This is a genomic window from Vibrio halioticoli NBRC 102217, from assembly GCF_000496695.1.
Taxonomy (GTDB): domain Bacteria; phylum Pseudomonadota; class Gammaproteobacteria; order Enterobacterales; family Vibrionaceae; genus Vibrio; species Vibrio halioticoli.
In genome coordinates this window covers 1-22867 of the sequence record NZ_BAUJ01000044.1, presented here as the reverse complement: position 1 = coordinate 22867, position 22867 = coordinate 1, and the positions used below count along the sequence as shown (strand labels likewise).

Sequence of the window (22867 nt, the reverse complement as noted above, 5' to 3'; positions counted from 1 at the left end):
TAGACATGGAAAAGTTAGCTCGTAAACAGGTTCAGGCTTTAACCCCTTACTTATCTGCACGCCGCATTGGTGGCTCAGGTGATGTATGGCTAAACGCCAATGAATCACCTTTTGATAATACCTATACATTAGAAGCATCCAGTCTAAACCGTTATAGCGATTGTCAGCCACCACAGCTTATCAATGCCTACGCCGCCTATGCAGGCGTTACGCCTGAGCAGGTGTTAACCTCGCGCGGGGCAGACGAAGGTATTGAACTTCTGGTACGTGCATTTTGTGAGCCGGGTGAAGACGCTATCGTGTATTGCCCGCCAACCTATGGCATGTACGCCATTAGTGCAGAAACTATCGGTGTGGAGCGTAAAGTCGTTCCATTGACCGATGAGTGGCAACTGGATTTACCCGCCATTGAACGTAGCCTAGATAAGGTGAAGTTGGTGTTTGTTTGTTCTCCAAACAACCCAACGGGGAATTTAATCAATCGTGATGACATTATCGCGCTGCTTGAGATGACTCAAGATAAAGCGATAGTGGTCATGGATGAAGCTTATATCGACTTCTGTCCAGAAGCGTCTACGGTTGACTTGCTAAAAGATTACCCGCACCTTGCGATTTTGCGCACTATGTCAAAAGCATTTGCATTGGCAGGGCTTCGTTGCGGTTTTACTTTAGCCAACGAAGCACTCATTAATGTATTGCTAAAAGTGATTGCGCCTTACCCTGTGCCTGTACCGGTTGCTGATATTGCCTGCTTGGCATTGTCGAAAGAGGGTCTTGAGCGAGCGGCGAGCCAAATTGCGACTTTGAACGAAAATCGTACTCACCTTCAAAGTGAGCTGAGCAAAATCGCCAACGTTACTGTCTATTCAGGCTTTGGAAATTATCTATTAATCCGTTTCCCTGATGGCGATGCTTTGTTTAAAGCTGCTTGGGATGCAGGCATTATTTTACGTAATTCACCTATTCAAGATTGCGTGCGTATTAGCATTGGCAGTCGTGAGGAGTGTGAAAAAACGTTAGATTTTATCAAAACCCAATTGGCTCAATTTGCCGCGTAGGACGCCAGATTAAAATAATAAGGAAGAACAATGAGCACACCGCAAAAGATTTTATTTATCGACCGTGATGGCACGTTAATTGTCGAACCACCTGTCGATTTCCAAGTAGACCGTTTAGACAAACTAAAGTTTGAACCTTTGGTTATCCCTAGCTTGTTATCACTGCAAGATGCAGGCTACCGCCTAGTAATGGTGACTAACCAAGATGGTTTAGGTACTGACAGTTATCCGCAAGCAGACTTCGACGCTCCCCATGATTTGATGATGCATATTTTTGAATCACAAGGCGTGCGTTTTGACGAGGTGCTGATTTGTCCTCACTTTAACGAAGACAACTGTACTTGCCGCAAACCTAAACTGGGGTTGGTGAAAGAGTACTTGCAACAAGGCAAAGTGGACTTTAAAACCTCAGCGGTGATTGGCGATCGTGAAACGGATCTGCAATTGGCCGAAAATATGGCGATTAAAGGCATTCAGTACAATCCACAAACCATGAACTGGCCGGCAATTGTTAAGTCATTGACTATGAATCCTCGCGTTTCAGAAGTGGTTCGTACCACCAAAGAAACCGATATTCGTGTTGCGGTGAATCTTGATGAAGTTGGTGGAAATAAAATCGAAACGGGTTTGGGCTTTTTTGATCACATGCTAGATCAAATTGCCACTCACGGCGGTTTCCAATTACAACTGAGCGTTGATGGCGACTTGCACATTGATGATCACCACACGGTAGAAGATACGGCGCTGGCGTTAGGTCAAGCTATCAAAGAAGCATTGGGTGACAAGCGCGGTATTGGTCGCTTTGGCTTTACCTTGCCAATGGATGAGTGTTTAGCGCAGTGCAGTTTAGATCTTTCAGGTCGTGCTTATTTAAAATTTGATGCCAAATTTAGCCGCGATGAAGTCGGCGGATTCTCCACCGAAATGGCAGGGCACTTCTTCCGCTCTCTAGCGGATGGTATGGCATGCACACTGCACCTTTCGTCAGTAGGCGAAAATGATCACCACATTATTGAGAGCCTATTTAAAGCGTTTGGCCGCACATTGCGCCAAGCGATTAAGGTTGAAGGCACTGAGCTACCAAGTAGCAAGGGAATGTTGTAAGGAGTTGGCGTGGAAAATCAATCACAAACCGCAGTTATCATAGATACGGGATGTGCAAACGTCTCGTCGGTACGTTTTGCTATCGAACGTCTAGGGTATGATGTTGCAGTATCAAAAGATCCTGCCATTGTATTAGCCGCAGATAAGCTATTTTTGCCAGGCGTTGGCACAGCCAGTGAAGCGATGCGTAACTTGCAAGAGCGCAACCTGATAGAACTGGTTAAGCAGGTTGAAAAACCTATGCTTGGCATTTGTTTAGGCATGCAACTGTTAGGTAAGCTGTCAGAAGAGAAAGGGCAAAAAGCGGATGAAATTGTCCCTTGTCTTGGCTTATGTGACGGCGAAGTTCGCAAATTAGACAGTAAAGAAAACCCACTGCCACATATGGGTTGGAATACCGTCTCTGCCAAAGAGGGACACCCTCTATTTAAAGGTATTGAGTCAGGCGAATACTTCTACTTTGTGCACAGTTTTGCTATGCCGGAAGGGGATTACACCATCGCCAGTTGTGACTACGGCAGCCGTTTTAGTGCTGCGGTGCAAAGTGGCAACTACTATGGGGTACAATTTCACCCAGAGCGTTCTTCCAAAGCAGGCTCGCAATTGATTAAAAACTTTTTAGAGCTGTAATGCTCGAACTATAACGACTTTAGGGATTTGAAGTGATTATTCCAGCATTAGATTTAATTGAAGGTCAGGTGGTTAGGCTGTATCAAGGCGATTACGGTCAGGTAACTGAATACAAGGTAAACCCAGCTGAGCAATTTAATTTGTATCATCAAGCAGGAGCCAATTGGTTGCACCTAGTGGATTTAACTGGCGCAAAAGACACTAACGCACGTCAACTAGACTTGATTGCCAAACTGCTAAAAAGCACGCCGGCTAACATTCAAATTGGCGGCGGCGTACGTTCAGAGCAAGACGTTATTGATCTGCTTGAGGCAGGCGCTGAGCGAGTTGTCGTAGGTTCTACAGCCGTAAAACAACCTGAGCTTGTCAAAGCGTGGATGGAAAAATACGGCCCAGAACACATCGTACTGGCGCTTGATGTCAATATTGATGAAGCAGGCACGCGCAAAGTCGCTGTATCCGGTTGGCAAGAAGATTCGGGCGTGACTATTGAAGCTTTGATTGAAGACTTCTTAACCGTAGGCTTAAAGCACGTATTGTGTACCGACATTTCAAAAGACGGCACACTGACAGGTTCAAACGTCGATTTATACGTAGATCTTTGTAAGCTGTACCCACAAGTACACTTTCAATCATCCGGTGGCATCGGCAGTTTGGATGACATCCGCGCCCTGAAAAACACAGGCGTACGCGGCGTGATTGTCGGCCGAGCGTTACTTGATGGTAAGTTTACTGCCGAAGAGGCATTTGCCTGCTGGGAAAGCGCAGAGTAACTCGCTTTTAGCTTACTAGCTTAATTAATGAAACCACTTAGCTTTATCAGTTAGGTGGTTTTTTGTTTTATGGGCAAGAGCCAGAACCAGAATAAAGACAACAAGAAGCAAGTTGTCGTTTTTGTTCAATCTTGTGCTGCATTTTTTACTTAGGATCAAGCCAACTTAGCGAAAGATCACTCACATTGAGCGATCTGCGCGTAATTTTTAGATATGGCTTATACGATGTTAAATATAGTAAAACTAGACACCCTTGACACTCTGCATTCCTTAAAAGCGGAGTACTTTGCGCAAACTCACGCCCCACTTGATGGCATGTGGCACTTTGGCTTTGTGCCAATGTCGCAGCACTACGCTTTTTATGAAAGCGATGTGCTGGTGGGCTTTTGCTGTGTAAATAGCGATGGCTATTTATTGCAATATTTTCTCTCTCCTCAGGCAAGTACATCAGCATCGGATTTGTTTACCTTAATTGCGCAGCAAGACAGTAAAGTGATTGGCGAAGTCGGTGGTGCGTTTGTCTGCACGTGCGATCCTAGCTTCCTCTCTTTGTCTTTAGATAATGCGGCTTCTAGTTCGGTCAATACTTTGCTGTACTGTGGCGTCAAACAAAGCGTGAATAGCGAAGGGGCAGGTATTGAACTGACATTAGCCACTGGTGATCACTTGAGCCTGTATGTCGATTTTGCCGCGCAAGCGATTGGCGCGCCAAAAGAGTGGTTAACGAGTTATTACGGCAATTTGATTACAAGACAAGAGCTATTTGGTTATTGGCAAGACGGTGAGTTAGTGGCAACGGGAGAGCGTCGCAAGTTTGATGAATTTCAGACTCAATATGCTGACTTAGGTATGATTGTTTCCACCCATCACAGAGGACAAGGAATTGCCACTAAGGTAATTAAGGCTTTAATTGCCAATGCTGTAGCTGAGCAGTTAATACCAATGTGCTCTACCGAAAAAACAAACATCGGCGCACAACGCGCGATTGAAAAAGCAGGTTTAGTGAGCAAGCACCGCTTGCTACAAGTGCAGTTTGAAACGCTGTAATTCGCCTGTACGTCATGATGCTTATTTAACGTAATAGGCATCATGGCTTGTTAATCTGCTACTATCAGCGTAATTGGCTTTTTTCACAGTCATGAGATTAAGGAACCCATGCTTCATTGGATAATCCCCGCCACCGATACCTGCAGTGAGCTTGTGGAGTGTTATTGGTTTATAGAAAAAGCCACGGATACTGACAGTAGCTTTCCCAAATTAAACCCTGATCCTTGCGCGCATTTGATTATCACGCCTAACTCGTATTCGTATAGCAGTGATGAAGGCGCTATCTCTGGTCAAGGGAGTCACTTTCTGTGCGCTCATCAAAGCACTTTCGAGCTTGATCATTGCAAAGCATTTACTCATTTAGGAGTTAAGTTGCGCACTGGCGCGCCATATGCACTCTCTGAAAATAATGAACATTTCACCGCACTTGACCAAGTCATCGAACTCTCAGTGAATGATTTGTTGTCTATGAGCGAAGAAGATCAAAGACTAATGTATGCGCTGGCAAGAAGTGATAAAACACAATGTGTTGCGATGTTAGAGCGTTACTTACAGCCGTGGCTAGCACGTTCGCAAAGCGATCAGCACAGCAAACTGGTAAGCAAGGTATGCGATGAGTTGCAACATGTCTCTATCTCGGAACTCGCCAGTCAGTTATTTTGTTCACAACGGACCATTGAGCGCAGTTTTAGACGAGTCACAGGGCTGACATTAAAACAGTATCAGGCGATGACCAAACTGGAGTTGATGCTAGAACATCTTTATCAGAAATCGCCGGCCGACATTGATTGGGTCGATATCGCGTTTGAATTTGGCTTTAGCGATCAGCCACATTTAATCCGCTATCTAAAAAACCAAATTGGCACCACGCCAAAGAAATACGCTGCGAATAGAGGCTTTACTATCGATATTTATGGCGCGGTAAGCTCTCATGAATGATGGCAAGTGATTAAACGAGCAGACTCGATTAATCACTTAATAACACTTGCTGCATGCTCGCTAAGCTTTGCTCAAAGTAGGGGTTGTAAGTAAGACGCGCGTGTATCTTGCCTTCTTCTACATAACCATAAGACGAATACCATACAGTCGCGCCATCTAGGCATTGCAACTCGAGCTCCGCCCCTTGTCCATTATTACACAGCCGATTTTTGCCATTAACGCCATATTCGGGATTACTTGGTGAGAACAAACCGGCCATGTGCGATCCCTCGCTAATGCGTTGTTCGGGTAAATTCATGTTGTAAGCGGTAGTACGTGCTTTTAGGGGAGGGTTACTGCCTAGCCAAATTAGCTGTGAATTGGGGTTATCAAATCGGTTCGCAAATTGTTCCACCGCAAAGTATTTATCCACCACCGTATCGCCTTCACTGATTAACATAAATACAGGCTTTGAGTATTTAGGATTCGATTTTAGTGCATGTTGTACGCGCTGAGTTGTCTCATAATAGCTAGCGGCCGCCGTCATCGGCAATGAATCGTAACGCAGATAATTGGTTTCAGGATCTTGGTCGGCCCACTCAATCACATATTGTGCGTATTTTGCCATAGGCAGCAGATCTGAACTGCCGTTAAAGGCAGGCGAGTACAAAATTAACCCCTTGATGGCGCTGTCTGTTAACGCATAGTGCGTGACTATATTTGCCCCAGTAGAATAACCGCCAAGCCAAATATTCTCTGATTGTTGTTTAAGCAGGGCGATTTGGTGCTCCACGCTTTGTTGCCATATATCCGCCGATACCAGTTTAAGATCGCCCACTTTAGAGCCATGCCCAGGAAGCAGCACAGTTCTAACTAAATACCCTTTGTCACTTAATCGCTGCGCAATATCAGAAAAAGAGTAGGGCGAATCACCTAAACCGTGTACCAAAAGGATGGCCTCACCATTGGGTTTGCTAGGGCGATATTCTTGTGGCGAGTTCAAGGCGATTTCTTTGTCTATGTCATCGGTAATAAAATTTCGTTCAAGCTTCATCCATTGTTGAGTCTCTAATACATACTGCTCAAAGCTCGCTTGTTGGTAAGGACTCAATGTGTCGGCGCTTTGATAGTGATAAGGCACATCGTTGTTAGAGCCACAGGCGGTGAGAGAGGTGATAATGATAGGTATTAAGTAGGTGGATATTTTGCTCATGGAATCGGTTTATGCCTGCGGTGTTAACGGACTGAACTTTAATATTACGTTCTTTAATTGCATGTGCAATTTATTTGATAGTAATGCAATGGTAAAGATAGGGATTACTTTGATTCAAGGGCTTTTATATCGAGGTAAAGAATTACAAACGTGCCTTCGTATTTAATGCCCTAAATTTGAACTGTTCTGATACGAACTAAACGGTGTATAATTCGCGTGTATTACATGAGCGGAAAAATAAATATGTTCACTGAAACTAAATGGGGCATGAAGCCGAATATTCCTCTAGCTAAACAGTTAGCCAAACGTGATGTGCCAGCTTTGGTTTATGATGCTGTGAACCTAGAAGGTGTTGCCATGACGCTACCTGAGGTTCAAACAATCCTTGATGGTATAACGGTTGGTGGACATCGTATCAGTGATCAAAATATGGCGCTCAACCAAGCGAAAACTTGGGAGCGTATTTTTGAGCTCGTCGATTCATCGGAATTTCTCTTTTCAAAAGAAACTGCATTGCTACTACATAATATTGCAGGTGAAGAAGAAGCATTAGAACGGGGCAAGTTTCGTTCTGGTTATGTATCAATCACGGGGTCTGATTATGAACCTCCAGCACCACAAGATCTCAATGAAAAATGGACAGAAGTACAAACTTTAGTTGATGCTTGTAGTGATATTTATGATCGAGCCATTACTGCTTTTCTACAGATGGCACGAGCTCAGTTTTTCTGGGATGTGAATAAACGAACAGGTCGTTTTATGATGAATGGAATTTTACTATCAGTAGGTTTTCCTATCATAAATGTTCCTGCTAAACGTCAGCAGGAATTTAACACTTTAATGTTAGACTTCTATGCAAGTAATGATATGCAGCCGATGAATCAGTTCTTGCGTAGTTGCCTTAATAAACAGATCATCAAAAATTTTCAATTAGATCTCAATATTGGTCAATAAGATACAAATAGGCATCTTTTAAAGATCATCTCGCCTAGATTAGCCCTCGTTTGAACGCTAAAGTATCCACATACTGTTAATGGCATTACCACTGTGAAAACGTTCATTTTATCTATAGGGGTCAGTATGGTTCTTGCGACATCATCATTTGCGAACAACACCGATTCAGATTTAATCCAAACTCAAAATACCGTTCAAGATGCAGAGGGTAACATTTACCGCACTGTTAAAATTGGTGATCAAGAGTGGTTGGCAGAGAATCTAAGAAGCACTCAATTTCAAGATGGTTCATCCGTTAATACGGGGTTTATTCCAAAAGATGATCTAGCCAACCTAGCTAAATATGGCCGTTTATACAGCTGGCATGATGTGACGGACGCTCGCAAGTTATGCCCTAAAGGTTGGCGTGTCGCCACTGATGATGATTGGAAAGTGTTAGAACGCACTATGGGTATGCCAGAAGAACAACTTGACCAACAAGGCTGGCGCGGCGCAAAGCAACATATAGGCTTGCAATTAAAAGAAGCGCAGCCTCAAGGCGTATTTAATAAGTTTGTCCCATCCTTGGTCAATAAACGTCATTTCTCAGCCCGCCCAGCAGGGGTAAAGTTACACGGGTTTTATATTACTCAAGGCGCCTATACCGAATTTTGGACCGCAAGCAGCGCCACCGACAAGCAAGGCATCATACGTACCCTCGCATACTCTTGGTGGAATACACACAAAAGTGAAATTCGCCGTGCAACAAGCTCGAAGGATTATATGTTTTCGGTTCGTTGTGTGAGAGTTGATTTGAATACGCCTAATTAACTAGGCGTATCTATACCTAGTCCCTAAATACCTGCCCCTAAATATCAGTCTCTAAATACCACTCTCTAATACATCAACTCCTTCGCCTTCTTACTATCAAACTCAGCCAAGAATTTCTTAGCCAATCTGCGCATAGACGGTATTTTCAATATTTGCTCTAGGACAGTGACGGCGTAGATCCAAAAAATGGATGCTTTTAATACTAAGACGACAAACGCAAATAAGGGTAGGGCAATGACCCAACGGGTAACAAAATTGATGTTAAAGACGGCTGTGGTTTTGCCTAATGCGCGTAACACTTGTCCATGTACGGTGACGTAGCCTTGAATCAGTGGCATTAGGATGTACAGCGGTGCGATGCTTTTTAGGGCGTCATAGGTGACTTGTGAATGTCCGGGGTAAATCTTTTCAACCACTAAGCTCAATATAAATGAGGCACAGGCAATGATCATTGAGACGCCAACGGTGACACGAATGCTGAGTGCAACGTCTGAATCTAAGGTCTCTAAGTTGTTAGACCCGATAGCTTGGGAAATAGTAATGGCAGAGGAGACGGCCCAAGCGACAACAAATTGCGCTAAAGCGGTAAGCCAAGGCGTGATCATGACCACTGCGGCATACGATTCTGTGGGCAATTGCGCGTATAACGCGTTATAGAGCGCCATCCCCATGGTCAGCACTACCATGTTGGCGGCAATAGGGAAGATTTCTTTAAAGTGCAGAACGACATTGCTGCGTATGCCTTGCACTGCTTGTGTAAGCGAAAGGTGCGCTGTTTTTTGATATTTAAGGCACAGCAAAAGAAACAACATTCGTAGTCCGAGTGCAACGACAGAGCCAAGAGCGGCACCTGCAATGCCAATACCGGAAAAACTGCCAATGCCGTGAATAAGATAATAAGACGCAACGGCGTTAATTGGCATGGTGAAAAGGTAACTGATAAGAGGCATTTTGGTTTTGCCCATCGCGTTAAAGAGCGCAATCGATACCTGAGATACCCCTGTTAGCAGTAGAGTGTATTTGATAATTGACAGATAAGCGTCAATATCATCATACAGATCCACGTTATGGCTCAGCAGTTTAATGATTGGCCATTTAAAGAGCGTAATTAAAAGGAAAAAGACCAAAGCGAAAGAGAGGTTAATCATCATCCCAGATAAGAATGATTTAGAGATGAGCTCGTTTTTACCCGAACCTACCGCGCGCGACAATACATTTTGTGAACCATTGGCCAGTGCGTTTTGCATCCCTAGCATTAACGCCACGATAGTACTGGCGATACCCATAGAAGCCAGTGCTCCTTCACCGAGTGGCGAAATGAGTAAGGTATCAATCATCAACATGCCTTGCATCAACAAGGCGTTAATGGCGATTGGCCAAGCCATTTTGACGTTCTTTTTAATGTATTGATTATTTTTGCTGAACATGGACACTCTTTTCTTACTCGTACAAAACAGGCGGTTATCGTGTTTTGATTGCGATGTTGTTTCGGGCTTCATTGGTGTATTTGTTGAATAAACAGCTTATTGGCGCAGGAGTTTGAACAATTGACTGCCGATAATGGGTCTTAGTCAGTGTACGTTACCTAAGCTAAGTATAATTGTGAGCTTGGTTATAGTTAACTGCAATAGCTTTAGAACTCATATTCCATTTATATGATAGATAATGACTATTAGGCGACTTAAATTACACATAAGGTTGATAGCACTTGGCTTCATGCACTCGTTGGTAATCTTATAAACCTTACATTCATACCGGTATTATGGGGATAAACTTTGCTTTTAGTCTTTTTATGTATACCAAAAATGTGTACATTGTCTTTATGATTTAACGATTTAGCCGTGCATAAAAATTCATTGATATTCAGCTTTTTTGATAGCAAGACAAACACCTTTTGTGACTGACTTTTTCTCATGCTGATTTATTGTTGATTTTTGAAGGCTATAAGAAATTTAAATGGAATTAACAAATGTTATTTCAAAGACTTAATGGTGGCTTGTTAGATGTTAGCTAAGAGAATAATTCCTTGTTTGGATGTCCGTGATGGGCAAGTCGTAAAAGGTGTTCAGTTTCGAAACCATGAAATCATTGGTGATATCGTTCCTTTAGCGCAGCGATATGCGGAAGAAGGTGCCGACGAATTAGTCTTTTATGATATTACCGCGTCTAGCGATGGCCGAGTGGTCGATAAAAGCTGGGTTGCTCGAGTAGCTGAAGTTATCGATATTCCATTCTGTGTGGCTGGTGGCATTAAATCAGCAGAAGACGCTTCGCGCATTTTAGAATTTGGTGCTGATAAAGTATCAATTAACTCCCCAGCATTAGCAAATCCAGAGCTTATTACCCATCTAGCCGATAAATTTGGCGTGCAATGTATCGTCGTGGGCATTGACTCCTTCTTTGATAAAGAGACAGGTAAATATCAGGTTTATCAGTTTACCGGTGATGAAGTGCGCACTAAAGCGACTCAGTGGGAAACCAAAGACTGGGTACAAGAAGTACAACGTCGCGGCGCAGGTGAAATCGTGCTTAACATGATGAACCAAGATGGCGTTCGTAACGGCTATGATATTACTCAATTAAACATGGTACGCGAAGTGTGTAAGGTGCCTTTGATTGCCTCTGGCGGCGCAGGTGCAATGGAGCACTTTGCTGAAGCCTTTAATAAAACCAACGTAGATGGTGCATTGGCAGCATCTGTATTTCATAAACAGATCATCAATATCGGTGAACTGAAGCAATACCTGAAAACCCAAGCAGTAGAGGTAAGAATATGAGTTTAACATTAAGTGAGTTAACAACGTTGGCTGAACGTATTGACTGGGACAAAGTTGATGGTTTAGTGCCGGCGATTGTTCAGGACTTTACCTCTAGCCAAGTACTCATGATGGGTTACATGAGCCCAGAGTCGCTACAGAAAACGGGAGAAACAGGTCTTGTGACTTTCTTTTCTCGCACTAAGCAATGCTTATGGACCAAAGGTGAAACCTCTGGCAACGTATTGAAGCTTAAAAATATGTCGTTAGACTGCGACAACGATACCTTGCTGGTGAAAGTGAATCCGGTAGGGCCTACATGCCACAAAGGAACGACCACTTGTTGGGATACGGATTCTCAAGAAGAGTCGCAAATGGTTTGGCTTCATCAACTTGAAACCCTATTGGGTGAGCGTAAACATGCCGATCCAGACTCTTCCTACACCGCTAGCTTGTATGCCCGTGGCACCAAGCGTATATCGCAGAAAGTGGGCGAAGAGGGTGTTGAAGTCGCGCTTGCGGCGACGTCGGGCGATAAGGCGGAATTAGTGTGTGAATCGGCTGATCTTATCTACCATTTGTTAGTGCTATTGCAAGATCAAGGCTTGTCACTCAATGACGTGGTCAACAAATTAAAAGAACGTCACAAATAAGTCTAGCTCTAAGTCCAACGACAAAAACCATTTCTCAATCTGTATTGGTGAAATGGTTTTTTATTGTCTAAACAATAGAAGACTCAAGCACCGCAGCACTTCTTAAATTTCTTACCACTACCACATGTGCAAGGATCGTTACGACCGACGACGGTTTTTTTAACCGCTAAAGGATAATCGTACATTTCGCCATCAATGTAGAACCATTGTCCATCTTCTCTTACAAAACGCGACTTTTCAGTAAAGCTGTATCGACGTTTATCTTCAGTAAAATAAGCATTAAAGGTAACGAAACCTTCGTTGTCGTTGCTTCCAGCTTCACTACTGACAACTTCAAGCTTTGACCAATCCCCTTGAACAGATTGCGCTATGGCATCAGCGTCACTGTCAGCATTACAACTCGGATGATAGGTTTGAATAACAAACTCCACCAAGTTTAATTCATGTGCACAATAGCGCGCGCGCATCAACTGCTCTGGCATTGAAGCGCTTTTGGGGTTGATATGAATAGGCTGACAGCAATCTTGGTAAGTTTTATTGCTGTGGCAGCGACACAAAGCAGTGGCAATAGAGGTCATAGGTCAAAGTATTAAGTCGTAAATTGATGTTGATTATAACACTGCTTAGATGTTTTATTCTTCGCTCTCTTGGTTATAGAGAGATAAATTGATGTGAAGGTGATTGGGTTATGTCATTCGCGGCATAGAAGTTTGATAGATCCAAGCTGTTAATTAAAGCAATATTATCATGTCTTAGTGTTTTATAAACAGCATGAAATTGTACGGGATATTTTTCGCTAAGTATTTGTTTTTTAAGAATCTGTGGTCTAGATAAATAATAGCCTTGGAATAAATGAAACCCAGCGTTGAGCGCTTGTTGATATTGTGAAAAATATTCTATTTTTTCTGCAACAAATTGAATACCAAGATCTTTATATTGCTGTATAAATGATTTTGCATCCTCAATTGCATATAGGTTTATATCAAACTTAATAATTGAGATAAAAGGGAGAATAGGTTCCCAAGCTTTGGATGGAATAAAATCATCCAGAGCAAGTGTGTACCCTTGTTCACCCAACTCTTTGATGGCATCAAGCAGTTCAATACTTGGGTTATCGCCTTCTAAGACCTCAATGACAAAGTTGCCTTTTGGTAGACACAAAGGCAGTTTAGCGATAATGCTTTGATGGGAAAAATTGATATAACCGCAGATACCATCGAGTAATTTATGAGTTTTATCCAGTAAAAGGTCGGTTAAAATCGAACGAGTAGCGTAATCGCCATCGACTTTGGGACAGGCATTTATAAGACTGTTTCGGTAAAGTAATTCATAGGCAACAGGAACACCGCTGCTATTAAAAATAGGTTGTCGAGCTATATAAGAACTGTACACAAAAACGTCTTCGATAATAAAAGATTACATTAAAGAATAAACCTAATATAAATAGAGTGAATAGTCTATATTAAAAAATGTCGACTGCTTGGCAAATTTATTATCAGATCATAATGGGCAATTATATAAACGGGTGTTTTCGGCGCTAATTTCAAGAATTGAGGCTTGGGTATACCAGTCGCCTAGTACAATGCGTCGACGATTATTATCATCTAAGTGATGAATATTGGGACGATGAGTGTGCCCATGAATCATTAATTGTGCGTTATGACGTTGCATTGCATCCATAACCGCTGCTTGGTTGACATCCATAATGTCATAAGACTTGGTTTTCTTTTCGTCATTGGCGTTGTTTTGTACTTTCTTGACCAATTTACGACGTAGACTCAACGGAATATGGTTATACACCCATTGTAGCCACTTCATATGTACCTTCTGGCGAAACTTTTGATATTTTACATCGTCAGTACAAAGGGTATCGCCGTGCAATAGTAGGGTAGGGGTTCCGTATAAATCGATTAAGGTTTCATCACCTAGCAAGGTTGCACCGCTTTTTTGTTGGAACAGTTTGCCCACTAGAAAGTCTCGGTTACCTTGAGTGAAAAAGCATGGTGTACCAGATTCGACCAATCTTCTGATTTCGTTTATCACAGTATGATTTAATGGGGAGTCATCATCATCACCCACCCAAAACTCAAATAAATCGCCCAAAATATACAGAGCGTCCGCGCCAGGGGCATCTTCACGCATAAAGCGAATAAAAGCCTCTGTCATTTCAGCGTGCGAGGGAGTGAGGTGCAGATCAGAGATAAACAGTGTGCGCATGCGGCGTGAATTCCTTGTTGATAAAAACCGCACTAAGCAAGCTTAGCGCGGTTTAAAAGCATTACTCAGTAATTGTAGTACCAGTAATGATAACTTCTTCCAAAGGAACGTCTTGGTGCATACCCATGCTACCAGTGCTCACGCCTTTAATTTTGTTTACTACATCCATGCCTTCAGTCACTTTACCAAATACACAGTAACCCCAACCGTTCATGTCTTCTGATTTAAAATCCAAGAAAGTGTTGTTATTGATGTTGATAAAGAATTGAGAGCTAGCAGAATGTGGTTCCATCGTACGTGCCATCGCAATTGTGCCAACAGCGTTGCTAAGGCCATTGTTTGCTTCGTTCTGGATAGTTGCGCGAGTTTGTTTCTCACGTAAGCCAGAAGTCATGCCGCCGCCTTGGATCATAAAGCCATCGATAACACGGTGGAACAAAGTGTTGTCGTAGAAACCGTCTTTACAATACTGAACGAAGTTCTCAGCAGTAATAGGTGCAAGTTCGTGGTTCAGTTCTAGTGTAATATCACCGTGATTGGTGTGAAGGGTGATCATAAGAGCGTCCTTAACGTTTATTTAGTAGAGAAATCGAATCAAATTCTAACCAAACTCTCAGCACAATCAACTGCTAACCGAGTTTTATGTTACTTAAGGCGTTATGTGTTGGTATACTAACCACATTATCCCCACCAGAAGTTAAAGCTGAAGAAATGCTGAAGATATACAATACGCTGACGCGTCAAAAAGAAGAATTTAAACCCATCACTGCTGGAAAAGTAGGCATGTATGTGTGTGGCGTAACTATCTACGACTTATGCCATATTGGTCATGGACGTACATTTGTCTCTTTTGATGTTGTATCGCGCTACTTGAGATATCTTGGTTACGATCTGACTTTTGTACGCAATATCACCGATATTGACGATAAAATCATTAAGCGCGCAGCGGTAAACGGCGAGAGCTGTGAGTCTTTGACCGAGCGCTTGATTGCAGAAATGCACGCAGACTTTGATTCGCTGAACATGAAGCGCCCAGATGTTGAGCCTCGCGCCACAGAATTTATCGACGAAATTATCGCTTTGGTTGAAAAGCTCATTGAACGTGGTTTTGCGTATGTGGCTAGCAATGGCGATGTGATGTTTGAAGTGAGCAAGTATGACGAATACGGCAAGCTTTCTAAACAAGATCTAGAGCAGCTTCAAGCGGGCGCACGCGTTAACATCGAAATGGCAAAACGCAGTCCTCTAGACTTTGTTTTGTGGAAAATGTCTAAGCCGGGTGAACCAACTTGGGAATCTCCATGGGGCGCAGGCCGTCCGGGCTGGCACATTGAATGTTCAGCAATGAACTCTTCTATTTTGGGCGATCACTTCGATATCCACGGTGGCGGTTCAGATTTACAATTCCCTCACCATGAAAACGAAATCGCACAATCTTGCTGTGCACACGGCACTCAGTATGTGAATACTTGGATGCACAGTGGCATGGTGATGGTTGATCAAGAGAAGATGTCTAAATCTTTGGGTAACTTCTTTACGATTCGTGATGTACTAGGTCATTACGATGCTGAGACAGTACGTTACTTCTTAATGTCAGGTCACTACCGTAGTCAGTTGAACTACAGCGAAGAGAACCTTAACCAAGCACGCGCGTCATTAGAGCGTTTATACACTTCATTGCGTGGTCTTGACCTAAGCGCGACTCCTGCTGGTGGCGAAGAGTACGTGTCTCGCTTCTCAACCGCGATGAACGATGATTTTAATACGCCAGAAGCGTACGCAGTATTGTTTGATATGGCTCGTGAAGTTAACCGCCTTAAAGGTGCCGAGATTGAGAAAGCCAGCCAACTTGGCGCACTGATGCGTGAGCTTGCGGATGTGATTGGTATTTTGCACCAAGAGCCAGAAGCCTTCTTACAAGGTGGACAAGCTGACGACGAAGTGGCAGAAATCGAAGCGTTAATCAAACTACGTAACGACTCTCGCGCCTCTAAAGATTGGGCGAATGCTGACCTTGCTCGTGATAAGCTAAACGAGAAGGGTATAGTTCTAGAAGATGGTCCACAAGGAACAACGTGGCGTCGTAAATAATACTGACTTGCTTGGTATTAGTAACTGCATAGACAGTGACGAACACTAACAATAGGGCTGATATTTAATCGGCCCTTTTTAATAAATCAAAAGAACAAGAAAGGCTTTTACGTGGCTCAAATGTACTTTTATTACTCGGCAATGAATGCGGGTAAATCCACCACATTGTTACAATCCTCTTTTAACTATCAAGAAAGAGGCATGACTCCGTTGATCTTTACCGCAGCCTTAGATAATCGCTACGGTAAAGGAAAAGTGACTTCTAGAATTGGCTTGCAAGCGGATGCGCACCTTTTTGATAAAGAGACCGATCTTTTCAAAGAGATGAGCGAGTTAAATGAACACACACAGCATCACTGCGTATTGGTCGATGAATGTCAGTTCTTGTCAAAAGAGCAGGTTTACCAGCTTACAGAAATCGTAGATAAGCTGAATATCCCTGTATTGTGCTACGGTCTGCGCACCGACTTTTTGGGTGAGCTATTTGAAGGTAGCCGTCATTTATTAGCGTGGGCGGATAAATTAGTTGAGCTTAAAACCATTTGTCATTGCGGACGTAAAGCCAACATGGTGATTCGCACTGATGAAGCCGGTAATCCGATTGCCGAGGGCGATCAGGTGGCTATCGGTGGCAATGATAAATACGTGTCAGTGTGTCGCGTACACTATAAAGAAGCGTTAGGCCGATAAGACTTTGCTTGGTTAAAAATGTGGTTAAAAACGCCATTAAAAATAAAGCTCTCTAAATTAGAGAGCTTTATTATTTAAGAAAGTGATTATTACAGAACGTGTTTATATCGCGTTAGTCAAATTTAGCCGCAAACTGTTTGGCTGCATAAGCAACGCGCTCTGCCGGTTTTGGATACTCTAACGGCACCCCAAGGTTCTCTATGTGCTGTAATCTAGGCAGCAGACCCGTGCCGTTGGCTATTTGAATAGCAAGCCCGGGACGTGCGTTAAGTTCAAGTACCATTGGACCTTCTTCACGATCAAGTACCATATCTGTACCCATATAACCCAGTCCAGTCATCTCCCAAGCGCTCGACGCTAACGTGAGCAAACGCTCCCAGTGCGGCACTTGTAACTGCATCAGATCTTTACCCGTGTCAGGGTGGTGGGTCACGGGTAAATCGTACTGCACCGCTCTTACTGCTCGACCAGTGGCAATATCTACCCCAACACCTACCGCACCTTGGTGTAAGTTGGCTTTACCGTCGGAGTTAGAGGTAGATAAGCGCATCATTGCCATTACAGGGTAGCCCTTAAATACAATAATACGTACGTCAGGCACACCTTCATAGCTGTAGCCTTCAAAGCAGTCATCAAACTTAATTAAGTTCTCAACCACGGCCACGTCGTTTTTCCCGCCAAGGGAGAATAGGCCTGCCAGAGTGTTACTGATATGACGTTCCACATCTTGTTCATTCACGGTATCGCCAGAGGGTTTAGTATAAACGCCATCTTTGTGCGAAATAATCACCAGAATGCCTTTACCACCACTGCCTTGCGCGGGCTTGATACAAAAGCCCGGCCAGTCTTTAACCATTTTATGGATGCGTTTTACTTGCGCTTGTTGGCCAATAACGCCAATCAGAGCAGGAGTCGTAGCACCGTGGATCTCAGCGATCTTTTTGGTTTTAAGTTTGTCGTCCACCAAAGGGAATTTACTGCGGTCATTATATTTACCAATGTAACTGTGGTTACGTTGGTTCATGCCCATAATCCCTTTTGCACGAATCTTAAATGGCGAAGTAAATTGACCAAACATAATTTAGTCCTCCGCCAGTGGTTTGAAGCGGCGCAACTCAGTTAAACGGTAGCCTGTGTAGTTACCCAACATCAAAATGATAGACAGGATAATCAGCTGCATACCAATAAAGTTAAAGGTCAGGTGTTGGATGTAGCTGTTGGTCATCGCAAGATAAACCAATACCGCCGTTAACAGTGAACCGCCACCTTGCAATACCACTTCTTTAGCACCTTCCTCTTCCCAAAGAATCGACATACGTTCGATAGTCCAAGAAAGAATGATCATAGGGAAGAAGGTAATAGAAAGTCCTTCCACTAGGCCAATGTTAAACGCCACTATGGTAAATACAGAAATAATCAAAATTACGGTAATGATAACCGCGGATATCCGTGCCACTAACAGCAAGTTGAGCTTGGAGAGATAGCTTCGAATCACCAAACCTGTGCCGACAATCAGCAAGAAGCCGACAATACCGGTCAAAAGCTGTGTTTGCACAAAGGCAACCGCAATCAGTACGGGCATGAAAGTACCGGAGGTTTTCAAGCCGATAATAATACGCAGGAATACCACAATCAGCGCGCCAATAGGGATAAGCATGATGGTTTTAAACATCGATTGCTCTTCTAGAGGTAGGCTATGAATAGAGAAGTTCAGCAGATCGTCAGCATTCACTTTGCTGGCGGTCGCCGCTCTTGGGGTAATATCTTGCGCAATCATAGAGAACAACACTTGGCTATTACGACCACCGGTAACGTCAAGTAGTGAGACGTTGGATTGATCCCAAATCAGTGTGTTTTCGCTCTTTTCTTGTGCGCCAGTATCGGCATTAAACAAGATCCAGTTGTCACCGTTCCATACTTCCACCATAGGGTTGATAGATTGGCGACGACGTCCGTCTTCTAAATGCACAACCCCAACGGTTTTATTTTGCACCTCGGCAAAAGAGAGTAGGGCCGCTAATGCTTCTTGCTTAGTAAACTGATTAAGCAGTAATGCGGCATTTTGACTGTTTGGATCATTGAGTTTACGAATCACCTCACGAGCTAAGGTTTCATCGTTAGCACTGCGCTTGGTTGCTTCGTCAACAATGGCTTGCGCGGCAGCTTGCTGGGGGCCATCAAAGGTAGGTGCTTCAATTGGACCTTCCGGCGGAACGGCTTTTACTTTCGCTTGCGGGTCGACTAAAAATTGAGCTTTGTAGTAAATGGTTTGCGGTCCATCGGCATAACGGATAGTCCATTCAGCGCGGCGGCCAATGTCAGAATCTACATACGCCACACCATAGCCAGGTGAAGATGCTGATTCATCGACTAACGTGAAACCATTTTGAGTTCCGGGTGCAGCTAGTGACACGGTAACTGGCTCGCCCTGGGCAACCAATTCAACTCGAGCTTCAATATCCCAAAGTTCGCGACTTTCTCCCGGTGTCCAAGGAACACCATAGGCGGTGTGTCGCATAATTGATAGCGCGGCACCGGCCACTACGAGCAGGGCGATAAATATGTAAAACGGCACTCTTGAAGTCATAACAATCCTTATTATATTTGCGACCTAATATGTCACTGCAGTTTTTCTGTTTGAATAAATACTTTACTGACGTCCACTAAAGCAATGTCTTTGATAAACTCGCGTCCCAAAAGCACAGGATGGCTCATGTGCGAGCGGTCGGTTAATGTAAATTGCGCTTTTTGTCTTACATCTCCTAGGCTAATCCACAGCTCAACTACAGGTCGTCTGTGTGACTCGGTAGCATTTGATTGACGAACTTTTGCCCAACGAATAAAGGGAGCCTCAACAATAATTGGTTCTTTTTGTGCTGTTTCATCCGTTCCTTCGGCAGGTTTATCGGTAGAGGTCTCTTCTGAGATATTAAATTTCACCCATTTTTTACCATCACGTTCAAACTTATGAATATCCGTGGCATTTAATGATGATGTGGCAGCACCTGTATCGATGCGAGCCTCAAATGACTTATTAATTTCTTTGAAATGCACCGTTTCGATAGAACCTAACACCACTAAATTATCATTAGGCGGTAATTGCTTAGGTTTTTCTGGCTCTTTCTTAGTTTGAGATTGGGACTGAAATTCAAGTAGTGCTCTTGCATTGTGCTTGGCTAAATTATTGACACGAGTAGACATGACTAAAATTTGCTGTTGTAGCTTTTCTATCTGGGCATTTTGTTGATCGATTGACGTACTCACATCACCGATTTGCTTTGATAAGTTCTCTTCTGATGACTTAACGGCTTGCATAGATTCCGTTCTATATTGTTGTGTCTCTTGTTGCGTTGCTTTTGACGGAACACATCCAGATAAAAGCACGATTCCGGATAACGCGATAAAATGCTTGAGCATCGAAAACCTATTCATATTTGTTATTGGTTCAGTCTCTGGCGAAAATCGCCTAGATTCATAAAGTTAAGTGTAGAACACTTATTGCAAATTTTCGTCAGTCTAAGGAAAAAACATCTTGAACTTTCAATGTTTTAACTAGGATTTTTAGCAATAAGTATGGCGCGTCGTGGAGCAGGGTACCCTTCGATGGTTTTGCTAGGGTCTTCTGGGTCCAAATACTCTGGCAATGAATTATGTGTCATCCATTGCGTGGTTCTTTGCTCACCAACAGAAGTGGTGTTTTCATCCACAATTCTGACGTCAACCAGACCACATTTTTCCATCCACACTTTCAGCGCTTTTGCCGATGGGAAGAAATACACGTTGCGCATTTGTGCGTAGCGATCAGCAGGTACCAACACAGCGTTCTCGTCCCCTTCAATGACTAAGGTTTCAAGAATCAACTCACCGCCAGGTAACAGTTGATTTTTCAATTGCAGAATATGATCAAGAGGAGAGCGTCGGTGATATAACACGCCCATACTAAAGACAGTATCAAACGCTTTTAGTTCAGGTAGTTGTTCTATGCCTAACGGGAGAAGATGAATACGTTGATCATCGTTCATCAGCTTACGTACCGCTTCAAACTGCACTAAGAAAAGATGAGATGGGTCAATACCAACACATAATCTCGCCCCTGCACCTAACATACGCCACATGTGATAGCCGTTGCCACAGCCAACATCTAATACTGAGCGGTTTTCAAGAGGGGTAATGTGCGGTAGCAATCGATCCCATTTCCAATCCGAGCGCCATTCCGTATCAATGTGAATGTCGTGCAACGTAAATGGGCCTTTACGCCATGGGTGGAAGGTTTTAAGTAGGTTTTCTAGCTTCTTTTTCTCGCCATCAATAAGAGGCTGAGTGTTAGAAACATTCACTTCATACTTAAGTTCGATATTGTCAGGCGTTAAGGCAGGGATCTTATTAAGCGCTCGTAACCAACGATCAAAGTCGCCATGTTCGGCACTTTGCCAGTCGGCAAGTTGCTTAGGTAGAGTTTCTAGCCACGGCTGTAGGCGGGTGTCTTGAGCGATTAATTGGTAAAAATTGGCGAAATTAAACATGCAATTCAACTTGTTAGGAACATATATTTTAGCGAGCAAAAGATACACCGACTCAACTAAAATTGATAGTTTTTATCAGGGTATAGTGTCAAAACTAGGTCAATTGAATCCGGTTTGAGTGTCGCGTAACAGAGTTTGAAACTTCCCAGTTTTATGTACTAGGAAAAGTATAGATAAAACGAAGGTTTTTCGTCAATTTCACAGACCTAACGGATGAAATGATGTCGGAAGAAGGGCATTACACATCTAGAAACTTGCAATCGATTGGGTATAATGTTCCAACTTTAACGTCTAATCCTAGGCGTAACATTGGATAACATTATAGGAACAGTAATGATTTTAGTTGTTGGTCATAAAAACCCAGATAGCGATAGTATTTGTTCAGCATTGGCTGCTACCGAACTTCTTAAGGCTCGTGGCCTAGACGCTAAGCCAATTCGTCAAGGAGAAATCAACCGTGAGACAGCACACATTCTTGAAGTTGCTGGCGTTGAGCAACCAGAGTTTCGTGATTCAGTTGCAGGTGAAAAAATCTGGCTAGTTGATTACAGTGATTTAGCTCAAGCACCTGACGATGTAAACGACGCTGAAATTTTGGGCATTGTTGATCACCACCGTCTTGGTGACGTGATGACAGTAAACCCACTTGAAGCGTGGATCTGGCCTGTAGGTTGTTCTTGTACTGTTCTTTTCAACATGTTCAAAATTGAAGGTGCTGAAATTACTCCTGCAATCGCAAAACTTATGATGTCGGCTATTTTGTCTGACACCGTCGGTTTCGCTTCTCCAACATGTACGCAAAAAGATAAAGATGCGGTTCAAGAGCTTGCAAAAATTGCCGGTGTTGACGATGTAGATGCATTCATCAAAGCGCTATTGATTGCGAAAACAGACATTGAAGGTCTAACTCCAGCACAACTAGTTGAGAAAGATCTTAAAGCGTACCCATTCAACGGTCGTGATGTGGTTGTTGGTCAAATCGAACTGGCGACTTTAGAGCAAGTAGACGGTCAAATTGAAGCACTAGAACAAGACTTAGTGCGTCGCTGTGAAGAAGATAGCCTAGCCTTTGCCGCAGTAATGCTAACAGACATCACTACCGCAACAACTCGTCTTCTATACAAAGGTGAGTGGGCCGCTAAGCTAGACAAGCACGCCGATAACGGCGTTCTTATGATGGAAAATACGCTAAGCCGTAAGAAACAAGGCTGGCCTTGGCTACAAGCTGAGCTAGTATAATTTCACGCTAAGCGGAAATGAATAAAAGGGTTGGATGAGTGATCATCCAGCCCTTTTTTATGCATTGGTTTTTTTAGTTATTGACTGCAATGGAAGGAGTATACCAATCGTACTAAATAACTGGTCATTCTAGCTTGTTAAAATACTCGATAACGGCGTTAGAATTTTTGATTGTAGAATAACTACTTATC

At 43.3% G+C, this 22867-nt stretch carries 23 protein-coding genes; 13 read left to right on the top strand and 10 right to left on the bottom strand.

Annotation, left to right across the window (positions count from 1 at the left end; all coding sequences use genetic code 11):
- Nucleotides 1-5 precede the first annotated feature (5 nt).
- The 6 genes from hisC (at nt 6) to VHA01S_RS12855 (ending at nt 5551) form a co-directional block, all read left to right on the top strand.
- Entirely contained in the window at nt 6-1058 is a 1053-nt protein-coding gene (gene hisC / locus VHA01S_RS12880) for a histidinol-phosphate transaminase (protein ID WP_023404801.1), read from the top strand.
- Between the two features lie 30 nt (nt 1059-1088).
- A complete protein-coding gene (gene hisB / locus VHA01S_RS12875; protein WP_023404800.1) occupies nt 1089-2162 on the top strand; it encodes a bifunctional histidinol-phosphatase/imidazoleglycerol-phosphate dehydratase HisB in 1074 nt (357 codons plus the stop codon).
- Nucleotides 2163-2171: 9 nt separating this feature from the next.
- Complete coding sequence (gene hisH / locus VHA01S_RS12870) at nt 2172-2792, top strand: imidazole glycerol phosphate synthase subunit HisH (RefSeq protein ID WP_021713052.1); 621 nt, start codon at nt 2172-2174, stop codon at nt 2790-2792.
- Nucleotides 2793-2824: 32 nt separating this feature from the next.
- Entirely contained in the window at nt 2825-3565 is a 741-nt protein-coding gene (hisA, locus tag VHA01S_RS12865; RefSeq protein WP_023404799.1) for a 1-(5-phosphoribosyl)-5-[(5-phosphoribosylamino)methylideneamino]imidazole-4-carboxamide isomerase, read from the top strand.
- 225 nt (nt 3566-3790) lie between these two features.
- On the top strand, nt 3791-4612 hold the full coding sequence (locus tag VHA01S_RS12860) for a GNAT family N-acetyltransferase (RefSeq protein WP_039970903.1): 822 nt from the start codon (nt 3791-3793) through the stop codon (nt 4610-4612).
- Nucleotides 4613-4720: 108 nt separating this feature from the next.
- Nucleotides 4721-5551 (top strand): helix-turn-helix domain-containing protein, encoded by an 831-nt coding sequence (locus VHA01S_RS12855; protein ID WP_023404797.1) that lies wholly within the window; start codon nt 4721-4723, stop codon nt 5549-5551.
- Nucleotides 5552-5579: 28 nt separating this feature from the next.
- On the opposite strand, the gene VHA01S_RS12850 is transcribed toward VHA01S_RS12855, so the two are convergent.
- A complete protein-coding gene (locus tag VHA01S_RS12850) occupies nt 5580-6743 on the bottom strand; it encodes an alpha/beta hydrolase (RefSeq protein ID WP_023404796.1) in 1164 nt (387 codons plus the stop codon).
- Between the two features lie 243 nt (nt 6744-6986).
- Here VHA01S_RS12850 and VHA01S_RS12845 point away from each other — a divergent pair, with 243 nt between their 5' ends.
- Entirely contained in the window at nt 6987-7697 is a 711-nt protein-coding gene (locus tag VHA01S_RS12845) for a Fic family protein (RefSeq protein ID WP_023404795.1), read from the top strand.
- 93 nt (nt 7698-7790) lie between these two features.
- Nucleotides 7791-8507 carry a fibrobacter succinogenes major paralogous domain-containing protein gene (locus VHA01S_RS12840; protein ID WP_240432735.1) on the top strand — a complete coding sequence of 239 codons (717 nt, stop codon included), beginning with the start codon at nt 7791-7793 and terminating at the stop codon, nt 8505-8507.
- Between the two features lie 65 nt (nt 8508-8572).
- Here the strand turns inward: VHA01S_RS12840 and VHA01S_RS12835 are convergent, their stop codons facing one another.
- Nucleotides 8573-9892 carry an MATE family efflux transporter gene (locus VHA01S_RS12835; protein WP_084309160.1) on the bottom strand — a complete coding sequence of 440 codons (1320 nt, stop codon included), beginning with the start codon at nt 9890-9892 and terminating at the stop codon, nt 8573-8575.
- A 618-nt stretch (nt 9893-10510) separates the two neighbouring features.
- Between VHA01S_RS12835 and hisF the strand changes: the two genes are divergently transcribed.
- On the top strand, nt 10511-11284 hold the full coding sequence (gene hisF, locus VHA01S_RS12830; RefSeq protein WP_039970899.1) for an imidazole glycerol phosphate synthase subunit HisF: 774 nt from the start codon (nt 10511-10513) through the stop codon (nt 11282-11284).
- Nucleotides 11281-11916 (top strand): bifunctional phosphoribosyl-AMP cyclohydrolase/phosphoribosyl-ATP diphosphatase HisIE, encoded by a 636-nt coding sequence (gene hisIE / locus VHA01S_RS12825; RefSeq protein WP_023404791.1) that lies wholly within the window; start codon nt 11281-11283, stop codon nt 11914-11916. Before hisF ends, hisIE begins: the two co-directional genes overlap by 4 nt.
- A gap of 83 nt (nt 11917-11999) precedes the next feature.
- Here the strand turns inward: hisIE and VHA01S_RS12820 are convergent, their stop codons facing one another.
- From VHA01S_RS12820 to VHA01S_RS12805, 4 genes are all read right to left on the bottom strand, one after another.
- Nucleotides 12000-12494, bottom strand: a complete 495-nt coding sequence (locus tag VHA01S_RS12820) for a YchJ family protein (protein WP_023404790.1) — start codon at nt 12492-12494, stop codon at nt 12000-12002.
- Between the two features lie 73 nt (nt 12495-12567).
- Nucleotides 12568-13308, bottom strand: coding sequence for an EAL and HDOD domain-containing protein (locus VHA01S_RS12815; protein WP_023404789.1), 741 nt, complete (start codon nt 13306-13308; stop codon nt 12568-12570).
- A gap of 108 nt (nt 13309-13416) precedes the next feature.
- Nucleotides 13417-14133, bottom strand: a complete 717-nt coding sequence (lpxH, locus tag VHA01S_RS12810; RefSeq protein ID WP_023404788.1) for a UDP-2,3-diacylglucosamine diphosphatase — start codon at nt 14131-14133, stop codon at nt 13417-13419.
- Nucleotides 14134-14194: 61 nt separating this feature from the next.
- A complete protein-coding gene (locus VHA01S_RS12805) occupies nt 14195-14689 on the bottom strand; it encodes a peptidylprolyl isomerase (RefSeq protein WP_023404787.1) in 495 nt (164 codons plus the stop codon).
- A gap of 155 nt (nt 14690-14844) precedes the next feature.
- On the opposite strand from VHA01S_RS12805, the gene cysS reads away from it, so the two are divergent.
- Nucleotides 14845-16224: a cysteine--tRNA ligase gene (gene cysS, locus VHA01S_RS12800; protein ID WP_039970913.1), complete on the top strand. Its 1380-nt coding sequence runs from the start codon at nt 14845-14847 to the stop codon at nt 16222-16224.
- A gap of 111 nt (nt 16225-16335) precedes the next feature.
- Nucleotides 16336-16914: a thymidine kinase gene (locus VHA01S_RS12795; protein WP_023404785.1), complete on the top strand. Its 579-nt coding sequence runs from the start codon at nt 16336-16338 to the stop codon at nt 16912-16914.
- A gap of 112 nt (nt 16915-17026) precedes the next feature.
- Here the strand turns inward: VHA01S_RS12795 and VHA01S_RS12790 are convergent, their stop codons facing one another.
- From VHA01S_RS12790 to cmoB, 4 genes are all read right to left on the bottom strand, one after another.
- Nucleotides 17027-17992, bottom strand: coding sequence for an alpha-L-glutamate ligase-like protein (locus VHA01S_RS12790; RefSeq protein WP_023404784.1), 966 nt, complete (start codon nt 17990-17992; stop codon nt 17027-17029).
- Nucleotides 17993-17995: 3 nt separating this feature from the next.
- Nucleotides 17996-19501, bottom strand: a complete 1506-nt coding sequence (locus tag VHA01S_RS12785; protein ID WP_023404783.1) for an inactive transglutaminase family protein — start codon at nt 19499-19501, stop codon at nt 17996-17998.
- Between the two features lie 32 nt (nt 19502-19533).
- Nucleotides 19534-20331, bottom strand: a complete 798-nt coding sequence (locus VHA01S_RS12780; RefSeq protein WP_023404782.1) for an ATP-dependent zinc protease family protein — start codon at nt 20329-20331, stop codon at nt 19534-19536.
- 131 nt (nt 20332-20462) lie between these two features.
- Nucleotides 20463-21437 carry a tRNA 5-methoxyuridine(34)/uridine 5-oxyacetic acid(34) synthase CmoB gene (cmoB, locus tag VHA01S_RS12775; RefSeq protein ID WP_023404781.1) on the bottom strand — a complete coding sequence of 325 codons (975 nt, stop codon included), beginning with the start codon at nt 21435-21437 and terminating at the stop codon, nt 20463-20465.
- A gap of 333 nt (nt 21438-21770) precedes the next feature.
- Between cmoB and VHA01S_RS12770 the strand changes: the two genes are divergently transcribed.
- Nucleotides 21771-22676, top strand: a complete 906-nt coding sequence (locus VHA01S_RS12770) for a manganese-dependent inorganic pyrophosphatase (protein WP_023404780.1) — start codon at nt 21771-21773, stop codon at nt 22674-22676.
- Nucleotides 22677-22867: the final 191 nt, after the last annotated feature.